Annotated in this window: 19 protein-coding genes and 1 riboswitch; of the genes, 10 read left to right on the plus strand and 9 right to left on the minus strand. The window is 54.8% G+C overall.

Annotated elements, in window-relative coordinates; genetic code table 11:
• Positions 1-2 precede the first annotated feature (2 nt).
• The 4 genes from BUE18_RS02815 to BUE18_RS27815 form a co-directional block, all read right to left on the minus strand.
• Complete coding sequence (locus BUE18_RS02815; RefSeq protein ID WP_073472630.1) at positions 3-497, minus strand: bifunctional nuclease family protein; 495 nt, start codon at positions 495-497, stop codon at positions 3-5.
• A complete protein-coding gene (miaB, locus tag BUE18_RS02820; protein WP_073472632.1) occupies positions 487-1,872 on the minus strand; it encodes a tRNA (N6-isopentenyl adenosine(37)-C2)-methylthiotransferase MiaB in 1,386 nt (461 codons plus the stop codon). The genes BUE18_RS02815 and miaB overlap by 11 nt, the downstream gene beginning before the upstream one ends.
• On the minus strand, positions 1,869-2,087 hold the full coding sequence (locus BUE18_RS02825; RefSeq protein ID WP_244549269.1) for a DUF4911 domain-containing protein: 219 nt from the start codon (positions 2,085-2,087) through the stop codon (positions 1,869-1,871). The genes miaB and BUE18_RS02825 overlap by 4 nt, the downstream gene beginning before the upstream one ends.
• A gap of 235 nt (positions 2,088-2,322) precedes the next feature.
• On the minus strand, positions 2,323-2,790 hold the full coding sequence (locus BUE18_RS27815) for a DUF8180 domain-containing protein (protein ID WP_170868243.1): 468 nt from the start codon (positions 2,788-2,790) through the stop codon (positions 2,323-2,325).
• Positions 2,791-3,063: 273 nt separating this feature from the next.
• Between BUE18_RS27815 and trxA the strand changes: the two genes are divergently transcribed.
• From trxA to BUE18_RS02870, 7 genes are all read left to right on the plus strand, one after another.
• Positions 3,064-3,390 (plus strand): thioredoxin, encoded by a 327-nt coding sequence (trxA, locus tag BUE18_RS02840; protein WP_073472640.1) that lies wholly within the window; start codon positions 3,064-3,066, stop codon positions 3,388-3,390.
• Between the two features lie 34 nt (positions 3,391-3,424).
• Positions 3,425-4,357, plus strand: a complete 933-nt coding sequence (trxB, locus tag BUE18_RS02845; RefSeq protein ID WP_073472642.1) for a thioredoxin-disulfide reductase — start codon at positions 3,425-3,427, stop codon at positions 4,355-4,357.
• Positions 4,354-5,154 carry an outer membrane protein assembly factor BamD gene (gene bamD, locus BUE18_RS02850; protein WP_073472644.1) on the plus strand — a complete coding sequence of 267 codons (801 nt, stop codon included), beginning with the start codon at positions 4,354-4,356 and terminating at the stop codon, positions 5,152-5,154. Before trxB ends, bamD begins: the two co-directional genes overlap by 4 nt.
• Positions 5,155-5,327: 173 nt before the next feature.
• On the plus strand, positions 5,328-5,519 hold the full coding sequence (gene rpmB, locus BUE18_RS02855) for a 50S ribosomal protein L28 (RefSeq protein WP_015947170.1): 192 nt from the start codon (positions 5,328-5,330) through the stop codon (positions 5,517-5,519).
• Between the two features lie 509 nt (positions 5,520-6,028).
• Positions 6,029-8,113, plus strand: a complete 2,085-nt coding sequence (locus BUE18_RS02860) for a methyl-accepting chemotaxis protein (RefSeq protein WP_073472646.1) — start codon at positions 6,029-6,031, stop codon at positions 8,111-8,113.
• Between the two features lie 136 nt (positions 8,114-8,249).
• Positions 8,250-9,137: a hypothetical protein gene (locus BUE18_RS02865; RefSeq protein ID WP_139264589.1), complete on the plus strand. Its 888-nt coding sequence runs from the start codon at positions 8,250-8,252 to the stop codon at positions 9,135-9,137.
• A complete protein-coding gene (locus BUE18_RS02870; protein ID WP_073472650.1) occupies positions 9,134-9,604 on the plus strand; it encodes an HAD family hydrolase in 471 nt (156 codons plus the stop codon). Before BUE18_RS02865 ends, BUE18_RS02870 begins: the two co-directional genes overlap by 4 nt.
• Before the next feature lie 404 nt (positions 9,605-10,008).
• On the opposite strand, the gene BUE18_RS02875 is transcribed toward BUE18_RS02870, so the two are convergent.
• From BUE18_RS02875 to BUE18_RS02890, 4 genes are all read right to left on the minus strand, one after another.
• Positions 10,009-10,305: a Txe/YoeB family addiction module toxin gene (locus tag BUE18_RS02875; protein WP_073472652.1), complete on the minus strand. Its 297-nt coding sequence runs from the start codon at positions 10,303-10,305 to the stop codon at positions 10,009-10,011.
• On the minus strand, positions 10,298-10,576 hold the full coding sequence (locus tag BUE18_RS02880; protein ID WP_073472653.1) for a type II toxin-antitoxin system Phd/YefM family antitoxin: 279 nt from the start codon (positions 10,574-10,576) through the stop codon (positions 10,298-10,300). The genes BUE18_RS02875 and BUE18_RS02880 overlap by 8 nt, the downstream gene beginning before the upstream one ends.
• Positions 10,577-10,740: 164 nt before the next feature.
• Positions 10,741-11,139: an NINE protein gene (locus tag BUE18_RS02885; protein ID WP_073472655.1), complete on the minus strand. Its 399-nt coding sequence runs from the start codon at positions 11,137-11,139 to the stop codon at positions 10,741-10,743.
• Between the two features lie 10 nt (positions 11,140-11,149).
• A complete protein-coding gene (locus tag BUE18_RS02890; RefSeq protein ID WP_073472657.1) occupies positions 11,150-12,652 on the minus strand; it encodes a hypothetical protein in 1,503 nt (500 codons plus the stop codon).
• Between the two features lie 564 nt (positions 12,653-13,216).
• On the opposite strand from BUE18_RS02890, the gene BUE18_RS02895 reads away from it, so the two are divergent.
• From BUE18_RS02895 to thiE, 3 genes are all read left to right on the plus strand, one after another.
• On the plus strand, positions 13,217-13,804 hold the full coding sequence (locus BUE18_RS02895) for a hypothetical protein (RefSeq protein ID WP_073472659.1): 588 nt from the start codon (positions 13,217-13,219) through the stop codon (positions 13,802-13,804).
• A gap of 101 nt (positions 13,805-13,905) precedes the next feature.
• Positions 13,906-14,006: riboswitch (TPP riboswitch) on the plus strand.
• A gap of 56 nt (positions 14,007-14,062) precedes the next feature.
• Entirely contained in the window at positions 14,063-14,833 is a 771-nt protein-coding gene (locus BUE18_RS02900) for a sulfide-dependent adenosine diphosphate thiazole synthase (protein WP_073472661.1), read from the plus strand.
• The gene (gene thiE / locus BUE18_RS02905; RefSeq protein ID WP_073472663.1) at positions 14,826-15,452 is read left to right on the plus strand and encodes a thiamine phosphate synthase; all 627 of its coding nucleotides are present in this window, start codon (positions 14,826-14,828) and stop codon (positions 15,450-15,452) included. The genes BUE18_RS02900 and thiE overlap by 8 nt, the downstream gene beginning before the upstream one ends.
• A gap of 76 nt (positions 15,453-15,528) precedes the next feature.
• On the opposite strand, the gene BUE18_RS02910 is transcribed toward thiE, so the two are convergent.
• A complete protein-coding gene (locus BUE18_RS02910; protein WP_170868244.1) occupies positions 15,529-16,509 on the minus strand; it encodes an arylsulfotransferase family protein in 981 nt (326 codons plus the stop codon).
• Positions 16,510-16,682 lie beyond the last annotated feature (173 nt).

The following is a 16,682-nucleotide window of genomic DNA, read 5'->3' on the forward strand; positions in this document are numbered from 1 at the left end:
GATCACATTTTATATTTCCCGAAATCCTCGGGGTTGAGTTTTTCCAGGTATTCGGCCCACTTTTTACCCTCTTCGCTTTCGTCTTCCGCAATGCCCGGGCCCGAAGTCGATGACTTGGCGATGACCTCGTCTTCCGCAAATATGGGCGATTTGGTCCGAAGGGCGATGGCTATGGCGTCGCTGGGCCTGGCGTCCAGGGAAAACTCGCCTTCCTCCCCTTTAAAGAAAATCCTGGCGAAAAAGGTGCTTTCCTGCAGGTCGCACACCTCCACCTTGTCCACGCTGATAGCCAGGGTGTCTACGAAATTCTTGAACAGGTCGTGCGTCATGGGCCTGCTGAACTCCACGTTTTGCAGGGCCATGGCAATGGAAGCCGCCTCCAGCAGCCCGATCCAAATGGGTAGGGTTTGCTCGCCGTCCAGGGACTTCAACACCAGAATAGGCGTGTTGTTGGAAGGGTCCAGGGCAAGTCCAGCTACCTCCATTTCATGCAGCATGGCTTTCCTCCGTTGGGGGCTTTGGGCAGTCTCCGTCCTCTGTCCATAACTTTCCTGACAAGGAATTAGAATACCCGTTTTCTATTAAAACGTCCACCTGTTTTCCCACAAGACCGCCGCAGGCCGGGGCGAGAAAATTGACCGTAACGTGGCCGCCGGTCCTGCCTCGCCATTGCTCCGGGTTCTGAACGCTTCTTCCTTCCACCAAAACCTGCTGTTTGGAGCCTATCATGGCGGCGTGCTTGGCCCGGGCTATTTCCTCCGAAACCTCCAAAACCTGGGCCAGGCGGCGGCCTTTCACCTCTTCGCTCAGTTTGCCGGGAAATTTGACGGCGGGCGCCAGGGGGCGGTCCGAATACATGAATGCAAACAGGGAGTCGTAATCCGCCTGGCGGATGAGATCCATGGTGTCCTGGAAATCCTCTTCGGTTTCCGATGGAAATCCCGCAATGATGTCCGTGGTCAGGCGGATTTCCGGGCAGGCTTCCCTCAAAGCGCACACCTTGCCCAAATAGTCCTCCCGGGTGTAGCCGCGGTTCATTTTTTTTAAAATGCGGTTGGATCCGGATTGGACCGGCAGGTGGATGTGCTTGCACAGCTTGGGGAGCTCCGCAAAGGCCTGTATTAACTCCTGCGACAAATCCTTGGGGTGGGAGGTGGTGAAGCGAATCCGCTCCACGCCTTCCACCTCATGGACCAAACCCAGCAGTTCGGCAAAAGAGCCGAAGCCTTCCTTGTTTCCGTAGGAATTGACGTTCTGGCCCAAAAGGGTGATTTCCTTGACGCCCTTGGCGGCCAGGCTTTCCACCTCGGCCAGGATGGCCTGGCTGGCCCGGCTCATTTCCCTGCCCCGGACGTGGGGCACCACGCAATAGGTGCAATAGTTGTCGCAGCCGGACATGATGGTTACAAAGGCGGAAACGCCGCTTTGCTCCTGATCGGCTTTGTCCAGAAGAGGCTGCGTGATTTCCTCAAAGGAATCCAGAAACTCCGTGGCCGCAGCGTGCCGCTTTCCCTGCTCGGCCTGGGCGACGATTTCGGGCAGCCGGTTGATGGCATGGGGGCCGAATACAAAATCCACATGGGGCGCCCGGTCGAAAATTTTTTTAGCCTCCTGCTGGGCCACACAGCCGCCCACGCCGATGAGCAGGTCCGGGTTGTTCCCCTTCAGGCCCGTAAGCCGCCCCAGGTAGCTGAACACTTTCTGTTCCGCCTTGGCGCGAATGGCGCAGGTGTTTAACAGCAGGCAATCCGCGTTTTTTTTATGGGCTGTCAGTTCGTATCCCATGGGCGCCAAAACCCGGGCCATGGCCTCCGAGTCGTAGACGTTCATTTGGCATCCCATTGTCTTTATGTATAATTTCTTTGGTTTCAAGGCGCCTGCTCTCTGTCTTCCAGCTTATCCAAGAAGATGGATCTGCCCAGGGAATTCATAATCTCCTCCGCTTCCTCCTCCCTGTCCGGCGGCACGGAGAGGGAAATCAGCCCGGATTTTACGTCGAGGGTGGAAACCACGGCCACGTGATCGCAGGCTTCCATGATAAAGCGGATGAAGTGAATCTCCCGAGGATCCACGCGATATTTATGCAAGTTGCATTCCATACGATGCGAGGGCCGAAGCCCTCTCCTGATACGACAATATCCTGAAACAAGGCTCCCAAAAGCCGGCGGCCGGCTTTTGGGATTCCTGTTTTCCGGGATTCTAAGACGTTTCTATTTCAGTGCAGATTTCCGGGGGCATGCGCTTATCTCTTGGAAGAAGCAGCAATGCATTGGTTTTGACGCTTGAGATAAGTATCGCGCCCCCCTTGGAAATCAATAGACCTTATTTCAGCTTGGAGGCCGCTTCCTGAAACACCTTGTTGATTTCCAGGTTCATGTCGCCTGCTTTACGCAGCAAAACCGCCACGTCGCCCATGCCTTCCCCGTCCGCCCTGGCCGCCCAGGTTTCGTAGGTTTGGGCGTGGTCCCGGTTGTGGGCGACCCAATGGTCCAGCAGCTTGGCCAGCTTTTCCCCCATGGTCATGGTGGATACCGTTTCATGGGTGTGGCCGTGATCCCCTGCGCCGTGGTCGTGATCATGGGCGTGGGAGTGCTTGTGCTCGTGTTCGTGCTCTTTGGGCGCCTGGCCCTCGTGGGCGTGCCCGTGATCCTGTCCGTCCCCGTGACTGTGGGGATGGCTGTGGGCATGGGTATGCTCATGGTCATGTCCGTGATCATGGCAGTGCCCGTGATCGTGTCCGTGATCGTGTCCGTGATCATGGGCGTGGTCGTCGTTATGATGATGGCTCATGCCGCCTCCTTAAAACAAGTCTGCAATTTTTCCAACAGGCCTAAAAAACAGCCAGGGCCATGGTACGCTTTATAAAGGGCTTTGGCAACGCCCTTTTTGCGGGAATTAACGGCTGTTTCCCTGACCCTGGCAGGTTGACATTATCGAGAAGCGATACTATCATGACAGTACAAGTCCTTCGCGTTCCCGCGCCTTGCTCAAATATGCACACAGGCCGGAGAATGCGCAACCATAAAAGGCCAGAGGCCTTTATAAAAAGGAAAGGAATACATCATGGCTGAAGGCATTTTGGAAGTAAACGATTCCAGCTTTGACAGCGACGTTATGCAGTCGGACAAACCCGTACTCGTGGATTTCTGGGCTCCCTGGTGCGGCCCCTGCCGCGCTATCGCTCCTGTTGTTGAGGAACTGGCTGCCCAGATGGGCGACAAAGTCGCATTCGCCAAGTGCAATGTGGACGACAATCCCGTCACTCCCAGCAAATACGGAATTCGCGCTATCCCCACCCTGATCGTTTTCAAGGGCGGAGAAGTGGTGGAGCAGATTACGGGCAACGTGCCTCGCGCCAAGATTGAGGAAGCGCTGAACAAGGCCCTGTAAATTTTTGTCACCTCAAAAGCCGGAAGATAAATCAATGAGCGACTCCCATTACGACTGCCTGATTATTGGCGGCGGTCCGGGCGGGCTTACCGCAGGCATTTATGCAGCCCGGGCGGGCATGAAAGTGCTTCTCCTGGAAAAGGCCGCCGTCGGCGGTCAGATCCTGGTGACGGATTTTATCGAAAACTACCCCGGATTTCCCAAAGGACTCTCCGGCTGGGAACTCGTGGAAGCCATGAAGACCCAGGCCGAAAATTTCGGGGTTCCCATTGAAAGCCGCGAAGTCACTTCCGTGGATTTTACCGGGGACGTGAAAAAGGTCAACCTGTCCGACGGGGCGGCCCTCACCGCAACCACTGTGATCCTGGCCACCGGCGCCTCCCCGAAAAAATTGGGCGTGCCCGGAGAAAAGCAGTTCATCGGCAAAGGCATTTCCACCTGCGCCACCTGCGACGCTCCTTTTTACAGGAACAAGGCCGTGGCCGCCGTGGGCGGAGGGGACACCGCAGTGCAGGAAAGCCTGTACTTGACCAAGTTTGTGGACAAGGTTTACCTGATTCACCGGAGGGATCAGCTTAGGGCCACAAAGATTCTTCAAGACCGGGTTTTGGCCAACGACAAGGTGGAAATCCTCTGGGATTCCATCGTCACCAAGGTGGACGGGCTGTTCGGCCTGGACAAGGTATTGGTGGAAAACGTAAAAACCGGCGAAACCAGGGAGCTGGCCGTGGAAGGCTGCTTCATCTGGGTGGGCATCCTGCCCAACACGGACTTCCTCGGCGGCGCCGTGGAAGTGGATGACGGCGGCTTTATCGTCACCGACGCCAGGATGCAAACCTCGGTCCCCGGCGTGTTCGCAGTGGGCGACGTGCGCAACACTCCTTTACGGCAGGTCGCCACGGCAGTAGGCGACGCCGCAATCGCCGCCGTCAGCGCGGAACATTACGTAGAGCAGGTAAAATCTTGAAAAAGACGCTATTAGTCCTTCTCATCCTGGCGCTCGTGGCGCCGGGATGCTCCTGGTTCAAGGATTCCAAGGAAAAACCCGCCGAGGAACTGGCTGCGGACGGGATCCGGTATTATGAAAAAGGCGATTACACCCAGGCCATCGAGTCTTTTGAAAAGCTCAAGGACTGGTACCCTTTCAGCAAGTACGCCATTCTGGCCGAGCTGAAACTGGCGGACTCCTATTTTAAAAGGAAAAATTACGAAGACGCCATCTACGCCTATGAGTATTTTGAAAGCCTGCATCCCAGGAACGAAGCCATTCCTTACGTGATTTTTCAAATCGGCATGTGCTATTTCGAACAAAAAGCCCTGCCGGACAGGGACCAGACCGCCACGGAATCGGCTTTGGAGAATTTTCTGCGGCTGACCCGGGAATATCCCGCCTCCGCGGAAGCGGCCATGGCTCTGGAACACATCAAGGTTTGCCAGGAAACCCTGGCCCGCCACGACCTGTTTGTGGGCGCTTATTATTTTAAGGCGAAAGAGTTTCACGCAGCCCGGGTGCGCTTTAGAGACATTCTCGCCGCTTACCCGGACGTAGGGGTGCATCGCCAGGCCTTGGAATATGCGGCCTTGTGCGACGCGTTCATTGCCAAGGAAGAGGCCGAGGCCAGGGAATTGAAGGCCGAAGCCCAGGAAGAACGCCGCGAAGAGGCTGAGAAGTATAAAAAGAAATTGGACAAGGAACGGGCCAAGGCCGCCAAAAAAGGGGTTGTCATCCCCGAGGTGGAGTCCGGCCCGCCCGAATCTGAATAGGTTTTGAAAAGCGCGGAGCAGCCCTGCTTAAGGCCTCCGCCTTTTCTTTTTCAGGGGCAAAAATAAAAAAAAGACTTTACAAGACCGGCTGTTTGGTATACCAGATTGTTCTTTTGCAGGGGCTCGTCTTTGGGGGCCCCAAAGACGACATAGAACAGCCAGGAGAATGAATCATGTCCAGAATGTGTGAAATATGCGGAAAAAAACCCATGGTCGGCAACAACGTCAGCCATGCCCATAACGTGAACAAACGCCGTTTTAACCCCAACCTGCAGAAAGTCCGCAGCTTGCAGGAAAATGGGCAGGTTAAAAAAATCACGGTTTGCACCAACTGCATTAAATCCGGCAAGATCGTAAAGCCCTAAGGCTTATTATCCCCGGACCTTTTTCCCAAAGGTCCGGGGGCCAGCCAGCCCCTTTTTTCTGCACCGGAATACCTTCTTTTCGTTCAAGCCCTTACAGGCCCCGTGGCCTGATCCATTCCCAAGGACTTCTATGGCCCCGCCCGGCGGCGCCCCGGTGCATCCTTTATCCTGCCGCATTCCGGCGGCCAGCGTCCTCCAAATGCCTTCCCCGCAGGACGCCAAGGCGATGATTTTATAAAAACAGACAAAAATCTCAAGTTTTCCCCAGGATTTTACACTTAAGAATGAAACTAACTGCCGGAATCCAAACGGATTTCAAACATGCTATTGCCTAACGTTTTAAATCATGTATAATTCAGTCTACCGTTACAATGTGAGGGGGAGTTCTTCTTCCATTTATCCATCCTAAAAATTTTTCTGCGGAAAACGAATCGTAACATTGCGCCTCGCGTCCGCCGGCAGGCCGTCCCGTCCGTTAATCATCCAATGTTAGAGGAGTGGTTCCTGTAATGAAATTAAAGACCAAATTGATGCTGGGAGTCCCTTCGGTATTACTCATTGTCATGGTGGTGTGCACCATCCTGGTTTCTCTTATCGTGTACAAGCAGCAGCGCGCCGCATCCAATGACAGCCTGGACAAATCATTTAAAATCATCAGGCAGGACATTACGGAAAGGCAGGAAAAGCTGGCCGCTGCAGCCCGCCAAATGGCCACGGCTCAGGATTTGGGAATCAAGGTGCAGTTCATCCAGGAGAATACGGATGAAAAAAACAGCGCCGACTTTTCCTTGTTCGGGTCGCAATACAGGAGCATGTTCCGGTCCGAGTATCTGACCATGGCCGAATCCATTTTCGAGGTGGCTTCTTCATCCGGGGTGCAGGAAGTGCGTCTGTACAATCTGGAAGGCAAGTTCATTCTCGGCCTGCAAACCAATGGGGATAACGTCACGATTGCCTTTACCCACAACGCGGAAAATCAGGAAATGGTTGAGGTGAAAAAAGGCGTTAACATGGCCAATGTGGAATGGACCGAAGTGGACGCCATCGATCCGGATATAAGCAGGGATTGGGAAGGAAACGCCCCCGCCTTCGCAATAGAGGACTTTTATACAAAAGGGGATCGGATAGGGCAGTTTGCGCTGGTCCCCGTTATGGGGGCGGTTTATAGCGACGAATTGGAGGATTTTGAGCCCAGGCAATTCGGGTTTCTTACTGCGGTGAAGTATTTTGAGCAGCAATTTGTGGAGCGCTCCGCCAAGATCAGCGACGCCAATGTCAACCTGTTCCTGCCCGGGGGCCTGAGCCGGGGGACTTTGCCCGCCCAGCAGCAATGCGACTTCACCCCGTTTAAGAAGGTGTACGATAACTGGAGCCTCATGGCGCAGGATCCCATCCATAGTGAGGTCAAAATCGGCGGGAAAAATTATTTTCAGGCTTCTTTGCCTTTGTACGCTCAATCCCAGTGCATCGGCGCCCTGGTTTCCCTCACTCCCATGGATCTGGCCAGGTCCAACACGTGGCAGGTCACCTGGGTGCTGATTGTCATCTTTCTGGTGTGTACGGGCGTGATGTTTCCGGTCAGTTTTTTCGCCTCCAGAAGCATATTCTCCCATGTGCAGGAAGTGGTGGACAACCTCCGGGACATCGCCGAAGGCGACGGCGACCTGACAGTGCGCCTGAACGTCGAGTCCAAGGACGAAATCGGGGATCTGGCAAGGAGCTTCAACGTATTTATCGAGAAAATTCACGTCATCGTTTCCCGCATTAAAGAAAGCGCGGACGCCTTGGCAACCTCGTCCAGCCAGATTTCCGCAACCTCATCCCAGTTGTCCACCAGTTCCATGGAGACCTCCACCACCGTGCTGGAGTTGAGCACCACGGCGGAGGAAGTCAAGCAGACCACCACCGTGGCCAACGAAAAAGCCGAAGCCGTGGCCCGGGAGGCCGAAGCCACCGCCCAGATTTCCGAGGCCGGAAGAAAAGCCACGGATGAAGCCGTGGAAGGCATGCAGCGCATCAAGGAGGAAATGGAGTACATCGCCGAAAGCATCGTAAAATTGAGCGAGCACACCCACAGCATCGGCGAAATCATCGATACGGTGGCGGATCTGGCCAACGAATCCAATCTGCTTTCGGTCAACGCCTCCATAGAAGCCGCCAAGGCCGGCGAGTTCGGCAAGGGCTTCGGCGTGGTGGCCCAGGAGGTCAAGTCTCTGGCCGACCTTTCCAAGCAAGCCACCAGCCAGGTGAGGACCATCCTGAACGACATCCAGACAGCCACCAGCGCCTCGGTGCTCGCCACCGAAAGAGGCTCCAAGGCCGTGGACACGGGGGAAGCCCTGGCATCCCGTTCCGGGGAGTCCATCCGGGCTCTGGAATCCAGCGTGCTGCAGGCCTCCAACTCCGCAACCCAGATTGCTGCGTCCAGCCAGCAGCAACTGGTCGGCATTGCGCAGCTTTCCGACGCTCTGGACAGCATTACCGAAGCCAGCAAGCAAAACTCGGAAGGCGCCAAGCAATTGGAAAGCGCCACCGTCCAACTGCATAATTTAGGGCAGGAGTTGAAGGAGCTTGCCGGGCGGTTTAGGCTCTAAGCTCAAAAGCAGCTTTTTACGGAAAAAACCTGTCTCCTCGTTGGGGTTTGACAAAAACCCGCCCCTGGTTTATGCTCCGAAATTCGGAGGGAAGCTGTTTTCTTTTTACTGCTTAATATTACAAGGAAAATTCCTCATGAAAAAGGTTGCGGCGAGTATTGTTGTCTTGGCCGTACTGCTGGGCTGCGCCATTGCAGGGGGGCAGTGGCATCTCAACCAACGCGCGGAAAAAGAGTTGACCAAAGGCCTGGAGAAAGCCGGCATTCCGGCCGACGTCCAGTGCGACAAGGCTTCCGTCAACCTTTTTACCGGCGCCGCCCATTTTCGAGGCCTGAAGTTCATCACGGCAAAGTCTCCCGAACCCATATCCATTGACAAGGCCATCATCCACTCTTTCAGGTGGGGCGTTTCCGACCCCGGCAAGCAGCATTTTGAACTTATCGGAATGAAGTCGGAAGCTGGCGGCGCCGAATACATCGCCAGGGCCCAGGCCGCCGGCCTGGATCCCGAGGCCCTGTCCTGGAACCTGGAATGCGCCTATGATTACGCCAAAGATAAAAAGACCCTGGACATAAACACCCTGCGCATCACCGAAGACCAGATGGGAACCCTGGAGATGGATTTTCATTTTTGCAACCTGAACCTTCCCGAAGAGAAGGTCTCCCGGCTTCAGGCTTACATGACGGCCTTGAAGGTTCTTTCGGAAGCCAAGGTTGTCGGCGCTTCACTAACCTATAAAGACCCGAGATTGCTCGTCCTGGCCATGGAGCAGGCCGCCAAAGAGCAGGGCATGACCATTGCCGAGGTCAAAGCGGAAATGATTGAAGCCCTGGATGCCCAGATGACGGGAGACGAAAGCCCCGCCGTCAAAGCCATCACGGAAGAGTTGAAGAAGTTCGTCAATGATCCTAAATCATTGACCATTCGCCTCAGTCCCCCGGAACCCTTCGGAATGCTTGAAATGCAGGCCGTAACAACCGTGGATGACAAACTCCGGATTGCAGGCGTGGAGGTAAACGCGTGATCAATATTTCCATCCCCGGTTACGGAGACGCGTCTTACGGCAGTCTCGTGCTGGACTATAACGGAACCCTGGCCATAGACGGCAAGGTGATAGACGGAGTTATGGAAAGGCTGAAAACCCTTTCCCAAAGCCTGGAAATACATATTTTAACCGCCGATACCTTCGGTACGGTAAAAGCAGCCTTTGAAGGGACCGGCTTTACGGTTTCCGTCCTCGGCAAAGAAGCCCAGGACCTGGCGAAGCAGCAATACGTGGTGGAGCAGGGCGCGAAAAAAACCATTGCCGTGGGCAATGGGCGCAACGATTGCCTGATGCTTGAAAAAGCCGCTTTGGGCATTGCCGTTGTGGGCGCTGAATGCGCCGCGGGAGTCGCCGTGCAGGCGGCGGACATTGTGGCGCCCAACATCCTGTGCGCCCTGGATCTGCTGCTCAAGCCCCTGCGCCTCATCGCCACTCTGCGTTCGTGACGCATGCTGACGCATAGTTGCGCCAATTAGAAAACCAGAGGCGCCATTGTTGGGCAAGCGCCCAAAAAAAAGACGCTGGGTCCCCGTTTCCGGGAGTGCGTCATGATGATTGCACAACTACCGCAATCATCCCGCCGCATCCCTTCACGGGGATGACGAGCGACTTGGATAAATTTGAGATTTTTCAGAGGTGCAGTCATGCTCTGCTGAAATTTCAACCGACCTCTATGTTTGCATTTGCCGTAACAGTCCGTCATCCCCGCAAGGGCGATCCGCTTTTCAGGATCGGCCGCAAGCGGGGACCCAGCGTCCTTTTGAAAGCATGGCATCATGGCTGCTGTCGTCTTTTTTAGGCGGGTCTTTCAACTGATTTGAACGATAATGCCTGATTACTAATCTCTATCCTAATAATGATAGCGCGCCTGAATAAAGTCGATTCGCGCATCACGCACCAAGTATACCAATCGGTGCTCCTGGGTGATTCGGCGGGACCATACGCCGGGGCCGGGATATTTTAAAGGCTTCGTCTTGCCGATCCCCTTGAATGGGCCGCGCATGACCGCTTCTATGAGTTGAAAAATCCGCAACGCTGTCTTTCGGTCCTTTTCCACCCAGAATCGAAGGTCCTCCCTGAACTCAGGCTGAAAGACCGACAGGCGCCCCCCGGAATCGTCCGGGAGCTTTTCCCGCCTTTTACTCAAGGCCGACCTCGCTCCGAAGATCTTCCACGGGCTGGGCGGAGCCCTGGTCGCTCCTGGCTCTTTCCAATGCCGTCAACAGACGCTCTGCATTCCTGGGAGACCTGAGCAAGTGAGCTGTCTCAAGAATCCCTCCCAACTCATCCGCCGATATCAACGCCACGTCCTCATGCCCCCGGCGCTGGATGATCACCACTTCCCGGTTTTCCGAAACCTCATTCAGCAGCGAAGCCAAATGCGCTCTGGCATGCGTGTAGGTTGTCTGGATAGCCATTTTCGCCTCCTTTACATATATGTACAGCTATAGTGTACATGTTCAAGCCGTAGATGTCAATGTGCGGGACGCGAATATGGGCGCTTATAAAAAAAGACGGCCTGTGCTGCAATGCAAAGGCCGCCTCATGAAGTGCTAAATAGTTTTTAAATCAGATAGTTTGATTAAGCGCGTTGAGAGTTGACTTCGCTGATCTGCCCGTTCAAGGTCCAGTAATCGTAAAGGTATCCCACGGCAAACAGCCCGCCGGTAACCAGCCACAAAAGGCCGGTCAGCCATTTGCCCATATAAAACCGGTGTATGCCCAAATATCCTAAAAAGGTGAGCAGAATCCAGGCGATGGTGTAATCCACGGGGCCGGATTCGTATCTGACTTCCGCTTTGGCGTCCATGCCCGGGATGAGTAACAGGTCCACAATCCAGCCAATTAAAAACAGGCCGAAGGTGAAAAAATAAATAGTGCCGGAAACCGGCTTGCCGAAATAAAAACGGTGCGCGCCGAAAAATCCGAAAATCCATAAGATGTAGCCGACCGCCACGCTGTGCGTGTTTTCTCCTTGCATCCTGCCTCCTTTAACCGTCTTTGGAAACGCTTCCCGCGTTGCTCAATGCCTCCTGCCGCACCCCGTCCCCCGAGTACATTCGCATGTCCAGAATTATAGCATTCAGGGTGCGGGTCAGCAAGCGCTGCATGTCGTACTGCGTGTTTCCGTCGGTCTGGAAGCAATACTTGATGGCTGCGGCGGCGAATCGCACATAGTAATTATCCAGCAACTCCGTGGTTCCGCGCATATGAAAGGCCACGTTCTCCGGGTCTGAGTCGTCCCATTCCATGACCATGCGTGAGCCTTCCCCGTTATTGGCGTTCACCAGCAGGCGAGTGAAGCCGAACAGCACGTTGTCCACCTTTTTGGGGATGGCCAGATCGCGGACCCAATCCGGGACTTTGCCTTCGGCCTTGCCGAAAAGGCTGGTCCGGTCAATGTTGGTCAGCCTGACTTCCAGGGCCCCCTTGGTCCCCTCCCGATGATAGCGCCATGCAGAGTCTATGTTTTCCGTAGTGAACTTGATGCCGAATACATTCACGAACAAGGTCATGTCCACGTCGAATTCCAATTCCTTCAGGCCCACGCCCCGCACTTCCTGATCAAACAGAGGATTTCCCTTGGCGTCAAAGGGGATGACCTTCCCCTGCCGGGTCAGCATGGACAGGCTGAAAATGTCTTTCTGGGAGTCAAAAGCCATCTTGAGGATGGTCGCGCCCTGTTTGTTGGAGACGATTACCTCGCTGCGAAACAGATCCCTGAAATCCTCCAGGTAGCCGCTTAAAAAAGGATAATCTTTTTTGATGGCGTCCAGCTTTAAAAACACCCGGAAATTTTGCACCGTGTATTCCTGTCCCTCAAATTCCCGGGTGACGATCTCGGAATGGAGCGGGTAGGTGTAAAGCTGAATCAACCGCGCACCGTGAGGAAACTTTGTGTAAAACTCCTTCAACACCATCAGGGCTTCCATTTTGATATGGCGGTCCCTGCGGGTGCGCAAGGCCTGCAGTTCATGAAAGTTTTTCGGATCGATCACTTTTAAAAAACCCTCGTGAAGCGCCAGGCCGGTTTGGTCCGACATTCTCAGGGTGTTGGCCCGGATGTCCATATGGGCCGAAAAACTGGGGCCGCCGTATTCGCAGGTCTCATGCCGCTTTAAGCCGAATTCCGCCGTAAAACCGCCGGGACAAGGCTTGGCGCCTGACCGGCCGGTGGTCAGGGCGTAAGAGCCAGGTTGGTTACTTCCGATAAAAACCAGTCCCCTGGACCCGTCCGGAAGAGTCTCTAAAAAGCCGCTTTCATATAACTCATCGATGCTGAATTTAGAGGCTTTTTCATACACAAAGGCATTAAACTCCTGGATGTTCGGCGCCATCTCCATGGACGCAGCCGCCCTTTGCACTACCTCAAGAATTTCCTCCGCGGCCTGCGCGCCCTTGCCGTCAGGAGTCATGTCGTTTAACGCGTTCGGATAACTATACACACTGACCGATGCCGCAGCTAGCAAAACGGCGAAAATCCATGCTTTCATAATTTAGTCCTGACGTGTCTGCTGTGATTGGGCTTTAAGGCCAAGCTGCTTTACATCAAGAAGTACATACTACGATGTATTTCGGAAGCGGCGGATTTCGGGGACATGACCTTATCTCTGTCAAAACGATTCAACTCTCCATGGCTATCGTTTGAGATAAGGATCGTGTCCCCGGAAATCCGTGTAGTTAGTCTAAAGTAAAGCAAATTGGCGTTTAGCCTGGTTGCATATGGCCTGAGGCGTCCTGAATTTCCCCCCGGATTCAGGCCGATTCTTGAAAAGCGCCCGCGGTTTTCAAGGCCTGCGGCGCCATGGGCATGGCTTCGGCTTGAAAAAGCAAGGATCGCTGCAAACTGTTTGATGAATAATACTTGGATGTTCTGCCTCATGTTGTCAAGAATAAATTTTACGACCGAAGAAAAAAACGCGCCCCCGGATCAGACCTTTTCCTTGCCTTGATCAGGGAAATATGACAAAAAACCTGCCTTTGCGTTTTAACCCACGGAACCGGGCCTGCCGGCGGGCGCTTACAGGTGGAAGTCCGGAAATAAAGAGGGGCAACCAATGGAAGATCTTTTGAAAAAGGCCGAACTGCTGGACGAACAAGCCCGGCAAGTGATCCAAGATGTTCGTCTCATGGAATCCTGGAAGTCCGTGGGCGCGACCCTGAACATGGTGGGCTCCTTCGCCATGGGCCTGATGATGAACCACAGGGATATAGACTGCCATGTCTATACAAACCCTTTCAGCCTGCCGGACAGTTTTTTAGCCGTGTCGAAAATTGCGGAAAACCCCCGCGTCCGCTCCGTCAACTACATCAACCTGTTGGACGCCGAAGACAAGTGCCTGGAATGGCACGCCGTATACGAAGCCCCGGATGGACAAGCCTGGAAGATCGATATGATCCATATTCTGGTGGACTCCGTCTTCGCCGGGCATTTTGAAAAGGTTGCCGAGCGGGTTTCCAAGGCATTGACGCCGGAATCGCGCCTTGCCGTTCTATCCATCAAGAACGCCATGCCCGCAGATCAAAACGTCATGGGCATAGAAATCTATCAGGCGGTGATTCAACACGGAATGCGCGACATCCAATCCTTTTTGGATTGGAAGGCCCGGCAGCCCGAAGCCGGCATCATTACCTGGATGCCTTGAGCATATATATGCCGGCCTGATTCCTTTTTGTTTGGCGTCTTCTAATGACGCCCGGTCATTAATCCCTTTACATGGCGGCTTTTTCAGGCTATACCACACCGAAATGATGGTTGGGGTGCCCGAAGAGAAATTCGGGCTGAGATTATACCCACTGAACCTGATCCGGGTAATGCCGGCGCTAGGGAACCATGTGCACGAAAGAGTATTAAGGCGGCTCCCGGATTCGGGAGTCGCCTTTTTTACTTTTTCGGAGGAATCATGGAAGAAAGAATCACATCGGCAATCGTAAGGACCTACTTTGAAAAACTGCAGAATTTCCTGGAAGTGGATCTGGCCATCGTGGGCGCCGGCCCTTCCGGCCTGGTGGCGGCCACAGCGCTCGCCAAGGAAGGCAAAAAGGTCGCCATCTTCGAACGCCTTTTGGCGCCCGGCGGCGGCGTGTGGGGCGGCGGCATGCTGTTCAACGAAATCGTCATCCAGGAGGAAGCCCTGCACATTTTGGAGGACTTCAACATCTCCTATAAAAGCGCGGGAGACGGCCTGTACACCGCGGACTCCGTGGAAGTGGCCTCGGGCCTGATTTTCGGCGCAAAAAAGGCCGGCGTCATGATTAACAACGCCGTGTCCGTGGAAGACGTGGTCTGCCGCGAAGGCCGGATCTGCGGCGTGGTGGTCAACTGGACTCCCGTGGAGCGCCTGGGCATGCACGTGGACCCCCTGGTGGTCATGGCCAAGGCCGTCCTGGACGGCACCGGCCATCCCGGAGAAATCACCGACCTGGCCACCCGCAAGGCGGGCATCAAAATCGACACCCCCACGGGCAAGATCATGGGCGAGAAGCCCATGTGGATGGAGCTGGGCGAGGCTTCCACCGTGGAAAACACCAAACGCCTGTATCCCGGCCTGTACGTCTCGGGCATGGCCGCCAACAACGCCAGCGGCGGGTTCCGCATGGGCCCCATTTTCGGCGGCATGTTCATGAGCGGCCGCAAGGTGGCCAGGATGATCCTGGAGGATATCGATGGATAAGCCGTACGGTTTGTACCTGATCCTGACCAATCCCATCGCCGGGTACGAGGCCTGCGCCCGGGCCGCCGTCAACCAGGGCCTGCGATATCTCCAACTGCGCATGAAAAACGAGCCCAGGGAGGAAATCCTGGAAAAAGCCCTGCGCCTCCGGGAAATCACGAAAGGTTCGGACACTCTTTTCATAGTCAATGATCATGTGGACATCGCCAAGGAGGCGAACGCGGACGGCGTGCATTTGGGCCAGGAGGACATGAGCCTGGAGGAGGCCAGAAGGTTATGGACGGCGCCGGGCAAGCTGTTCGGCCTGTCCACCCACGGCGTGGAGCAGGAGCTGGCCGCCCGGGACTTGAAGCCCAGCTACATCGGCGTGGGACCGGTATTCCCCACCCCCACCAAGGACAAGCCCGACCCGACGGTGGGCCTGGAAGCCATGGGCCGGATCATCAAGGGATCGCCTCTTTCCTGCGTGGCCATCGGCGGGATCAACCCGGATAACCTGCCCCAGGTTTTGGAGCACGGCGCGGAGAATTTTTCCGTGGTCCGGGCCGTCAACCAGTCCCAGGACCCGGAATCCGCCATCGCAAACCTCATGGATATCTGGCGGAAATACAAATCATAACGCTGCTTGCAGGCGGCCCTGAACCTGGGGCCGCCTGCATGAGTTGGTTGCAATTGGCCTCATACCGAAGGATTTATTAGCCCTCGGCTCCCCAATCCGTTTCCGAAAAATATTCGGCCGGATAAATCCGGGCGCCGGTGATTTCAGTCACTCTGTTTTCGTCGTAGCGGTTGATGTATTCCCACACGATGCGGCCTTCCGCGTCGGTTTCAAACACGCGCCCTCCCTCATATTCCGTGATGAGCAATCCGTTGCGGGCTGTCAATTCCACCTTGCCCCGGATGACAGATAGAAATTCCTGCCCCTTAACGCCGCCATACAGAACCTTGCATTGGTCGGTCACGGGATTGCATGCCATGATGTTGGTTACTCGAGGGATGTCCGGACGGCTTTCCGATGCATGGGGGGGACGCCCGAAAACATCGCGGTATATGTTGTTGTTGAACAGAACAATGGAGCCGTCAGGGCTGAACTCCGGGTCGTGCTGCCGCCGCCAGGGGCCGATTTTCCACCATTTGATTTTTTTTGTGCTGGGCGAGAAAACCGCGAGAAGGTTATATCCGCGGATGGAAATAGCCAGATCGTGGGGCTCGAACAGAGGAAAGTTCTTCGCCGAATCCCTGGACAACTCGGCTACCTTGTTCAAATGGACGATTTCATCGTCCAACCAGGCATCCAGGTCAAAACTGCATCCGTTGGCGGTCAAAATCGTTTCAAGCCCATTATCCAAAAACAGCTTGGGGATGGAGATTTCCTGCAAGAGTTTACCATCGCCGGAAACCCTTAATGCCGTGTCTTCCCGGCAGGGAGTTTCAAAAGGGGGGAGAGGGGATGCGCTGTCTGCGTCGTAATACCGGGTGCTGCAGACCCAAAATCCGCCGTCTTCAGCTATCTCCACGGAGTGATGGGTGTCCTTGTACAATTTCCAAACGACATTGCCGTTCCGATCCAGCTTGACGAGTCCTGCGTGCACCATGTTGAATACAACCGATCCGTCCGGCAAAGCGACGGCGCCGTGTATATCGATATTCCAATCCGTGGCCGGCGGCTGCAGCATGTGGCTGTCATCCTCATATATCTCCGAAAACCTGATGGGCCACCTGTTAACAAAACTGCCGTCCCTTTTGATGAGCCGGATTTCGTTCCCTCCATCAAAAAAACCCGTCATAAATATAAATTCATGGTTATCATTATCCGGGTGGTTAATGGTGACTCCTTCCCCTTCATATT

This window comes from Desulfatibacillum alkenivorans DSM 16219 (assembly GCF_900142135.1).
Classification (GTDB): Bacteria; Desulfobacterota; Desulfobacteria; order Desulfobacterales; family Desulfatibacillaceae; genus Desulfatibacillum; species Desulfatibacillum alkenivorans.

Bases quoted from the DNA above. Each gene is read 5' to 3' on its own strand.
- thiE (WP_073472663.1), top strand. From the start codon at position 14,826: ATGGATAAGCCGTACGGTTTGTACCTGATCCTGACCAATCCCATCGCC.
- BUE18_RS02900 (WP_073472661.1), top strand. From the start codon at position 14,063: ATGGAAGAAAGAATCACATCGGCAATCGTAAGGACCTACTTTGAAAAA.
- BUE18_RS02815 (WP_073472630.1), bottom strand. From the start codon at position 497: ATGCTGCATGAAATGGAGGTAGCTGGACTTGCCCTGGACCCTTCCAAC.
- BUE18_RS02895 (WP_073472659.1), top strand. From the start codon at position 13,217: ATGGAAGATCTTTTGAAAAAGGCCGAACTGCTGGACGAACAAGCCCGG.
- BUE18_RS02890 (WP_073472657.1), bottom strand. From the start codon at position 12,652: ATGAAAGCATGGATTTTCGCCGTTTTGCTAGCTGCGGCATCGGTCAGT.
- BUE18_RS27815 (WP_170868243.1), bottom strand. From the start codon at position 2,790: ATGAGCCATCATCATAACGACGACCACGCCCATGATCACGGACACGAT.
- BUE18_RS02865 (WP_139264589.1), top strand. From the start codon at position 8,250: ATGAAAAAGGTTGCGGCGAGTATTGTTGTCTTGGCCGTACTGCTGGGC.
- BUE18_RS02885 (WP_073472655.1), bottom strand. From the start codon at position 11,139: ATGCAAGGAGAAAACACGCACAGCGTGGCGGTCGGCTACATCTTATGG.
- rpmB (WP_015947170.1), top strand. From the start codon at position 5,328: ATGTCCAGAATGTGTGAAATATGCGGAAAAAAACCCATGGTCGGCAAC.
- trxB (WP_073472642.1), top strand. From the start codon at position 3,425: ATGAGCGACTCCCATTACGACTGCCTGATTATTGGCGGCGGTCCGGGC.
- BUE18_RS02880 (WP_073472653.1), bottom strand. From the start codon at position 10,576: ATGGCTATCCAGACAACCTACACGCATGCCAGAGCGCATTTGGCTTCG.
- BUE18_RS02860 (WP_073472646.1), top strand. From the start codon at position 6,029: ATGAAATTAAAGACCAAATTGATGCTGGGAGTCCCTTCGGTATTACTC.
- trxA (WP_073472640.1), top strand. From the start codon at position 3,064: ATGGCTGAAGGCATTTTGGAAGTAAACGATTCCAGCTTTGACAGCGAC.
- BUE18_RS02910 (WP_170868244.1), bottom strand. From the start codon at position 16,509: ATGCTGCAGCCGCCGGCCACGGATTGGAATATCGATATACACGGCGCC.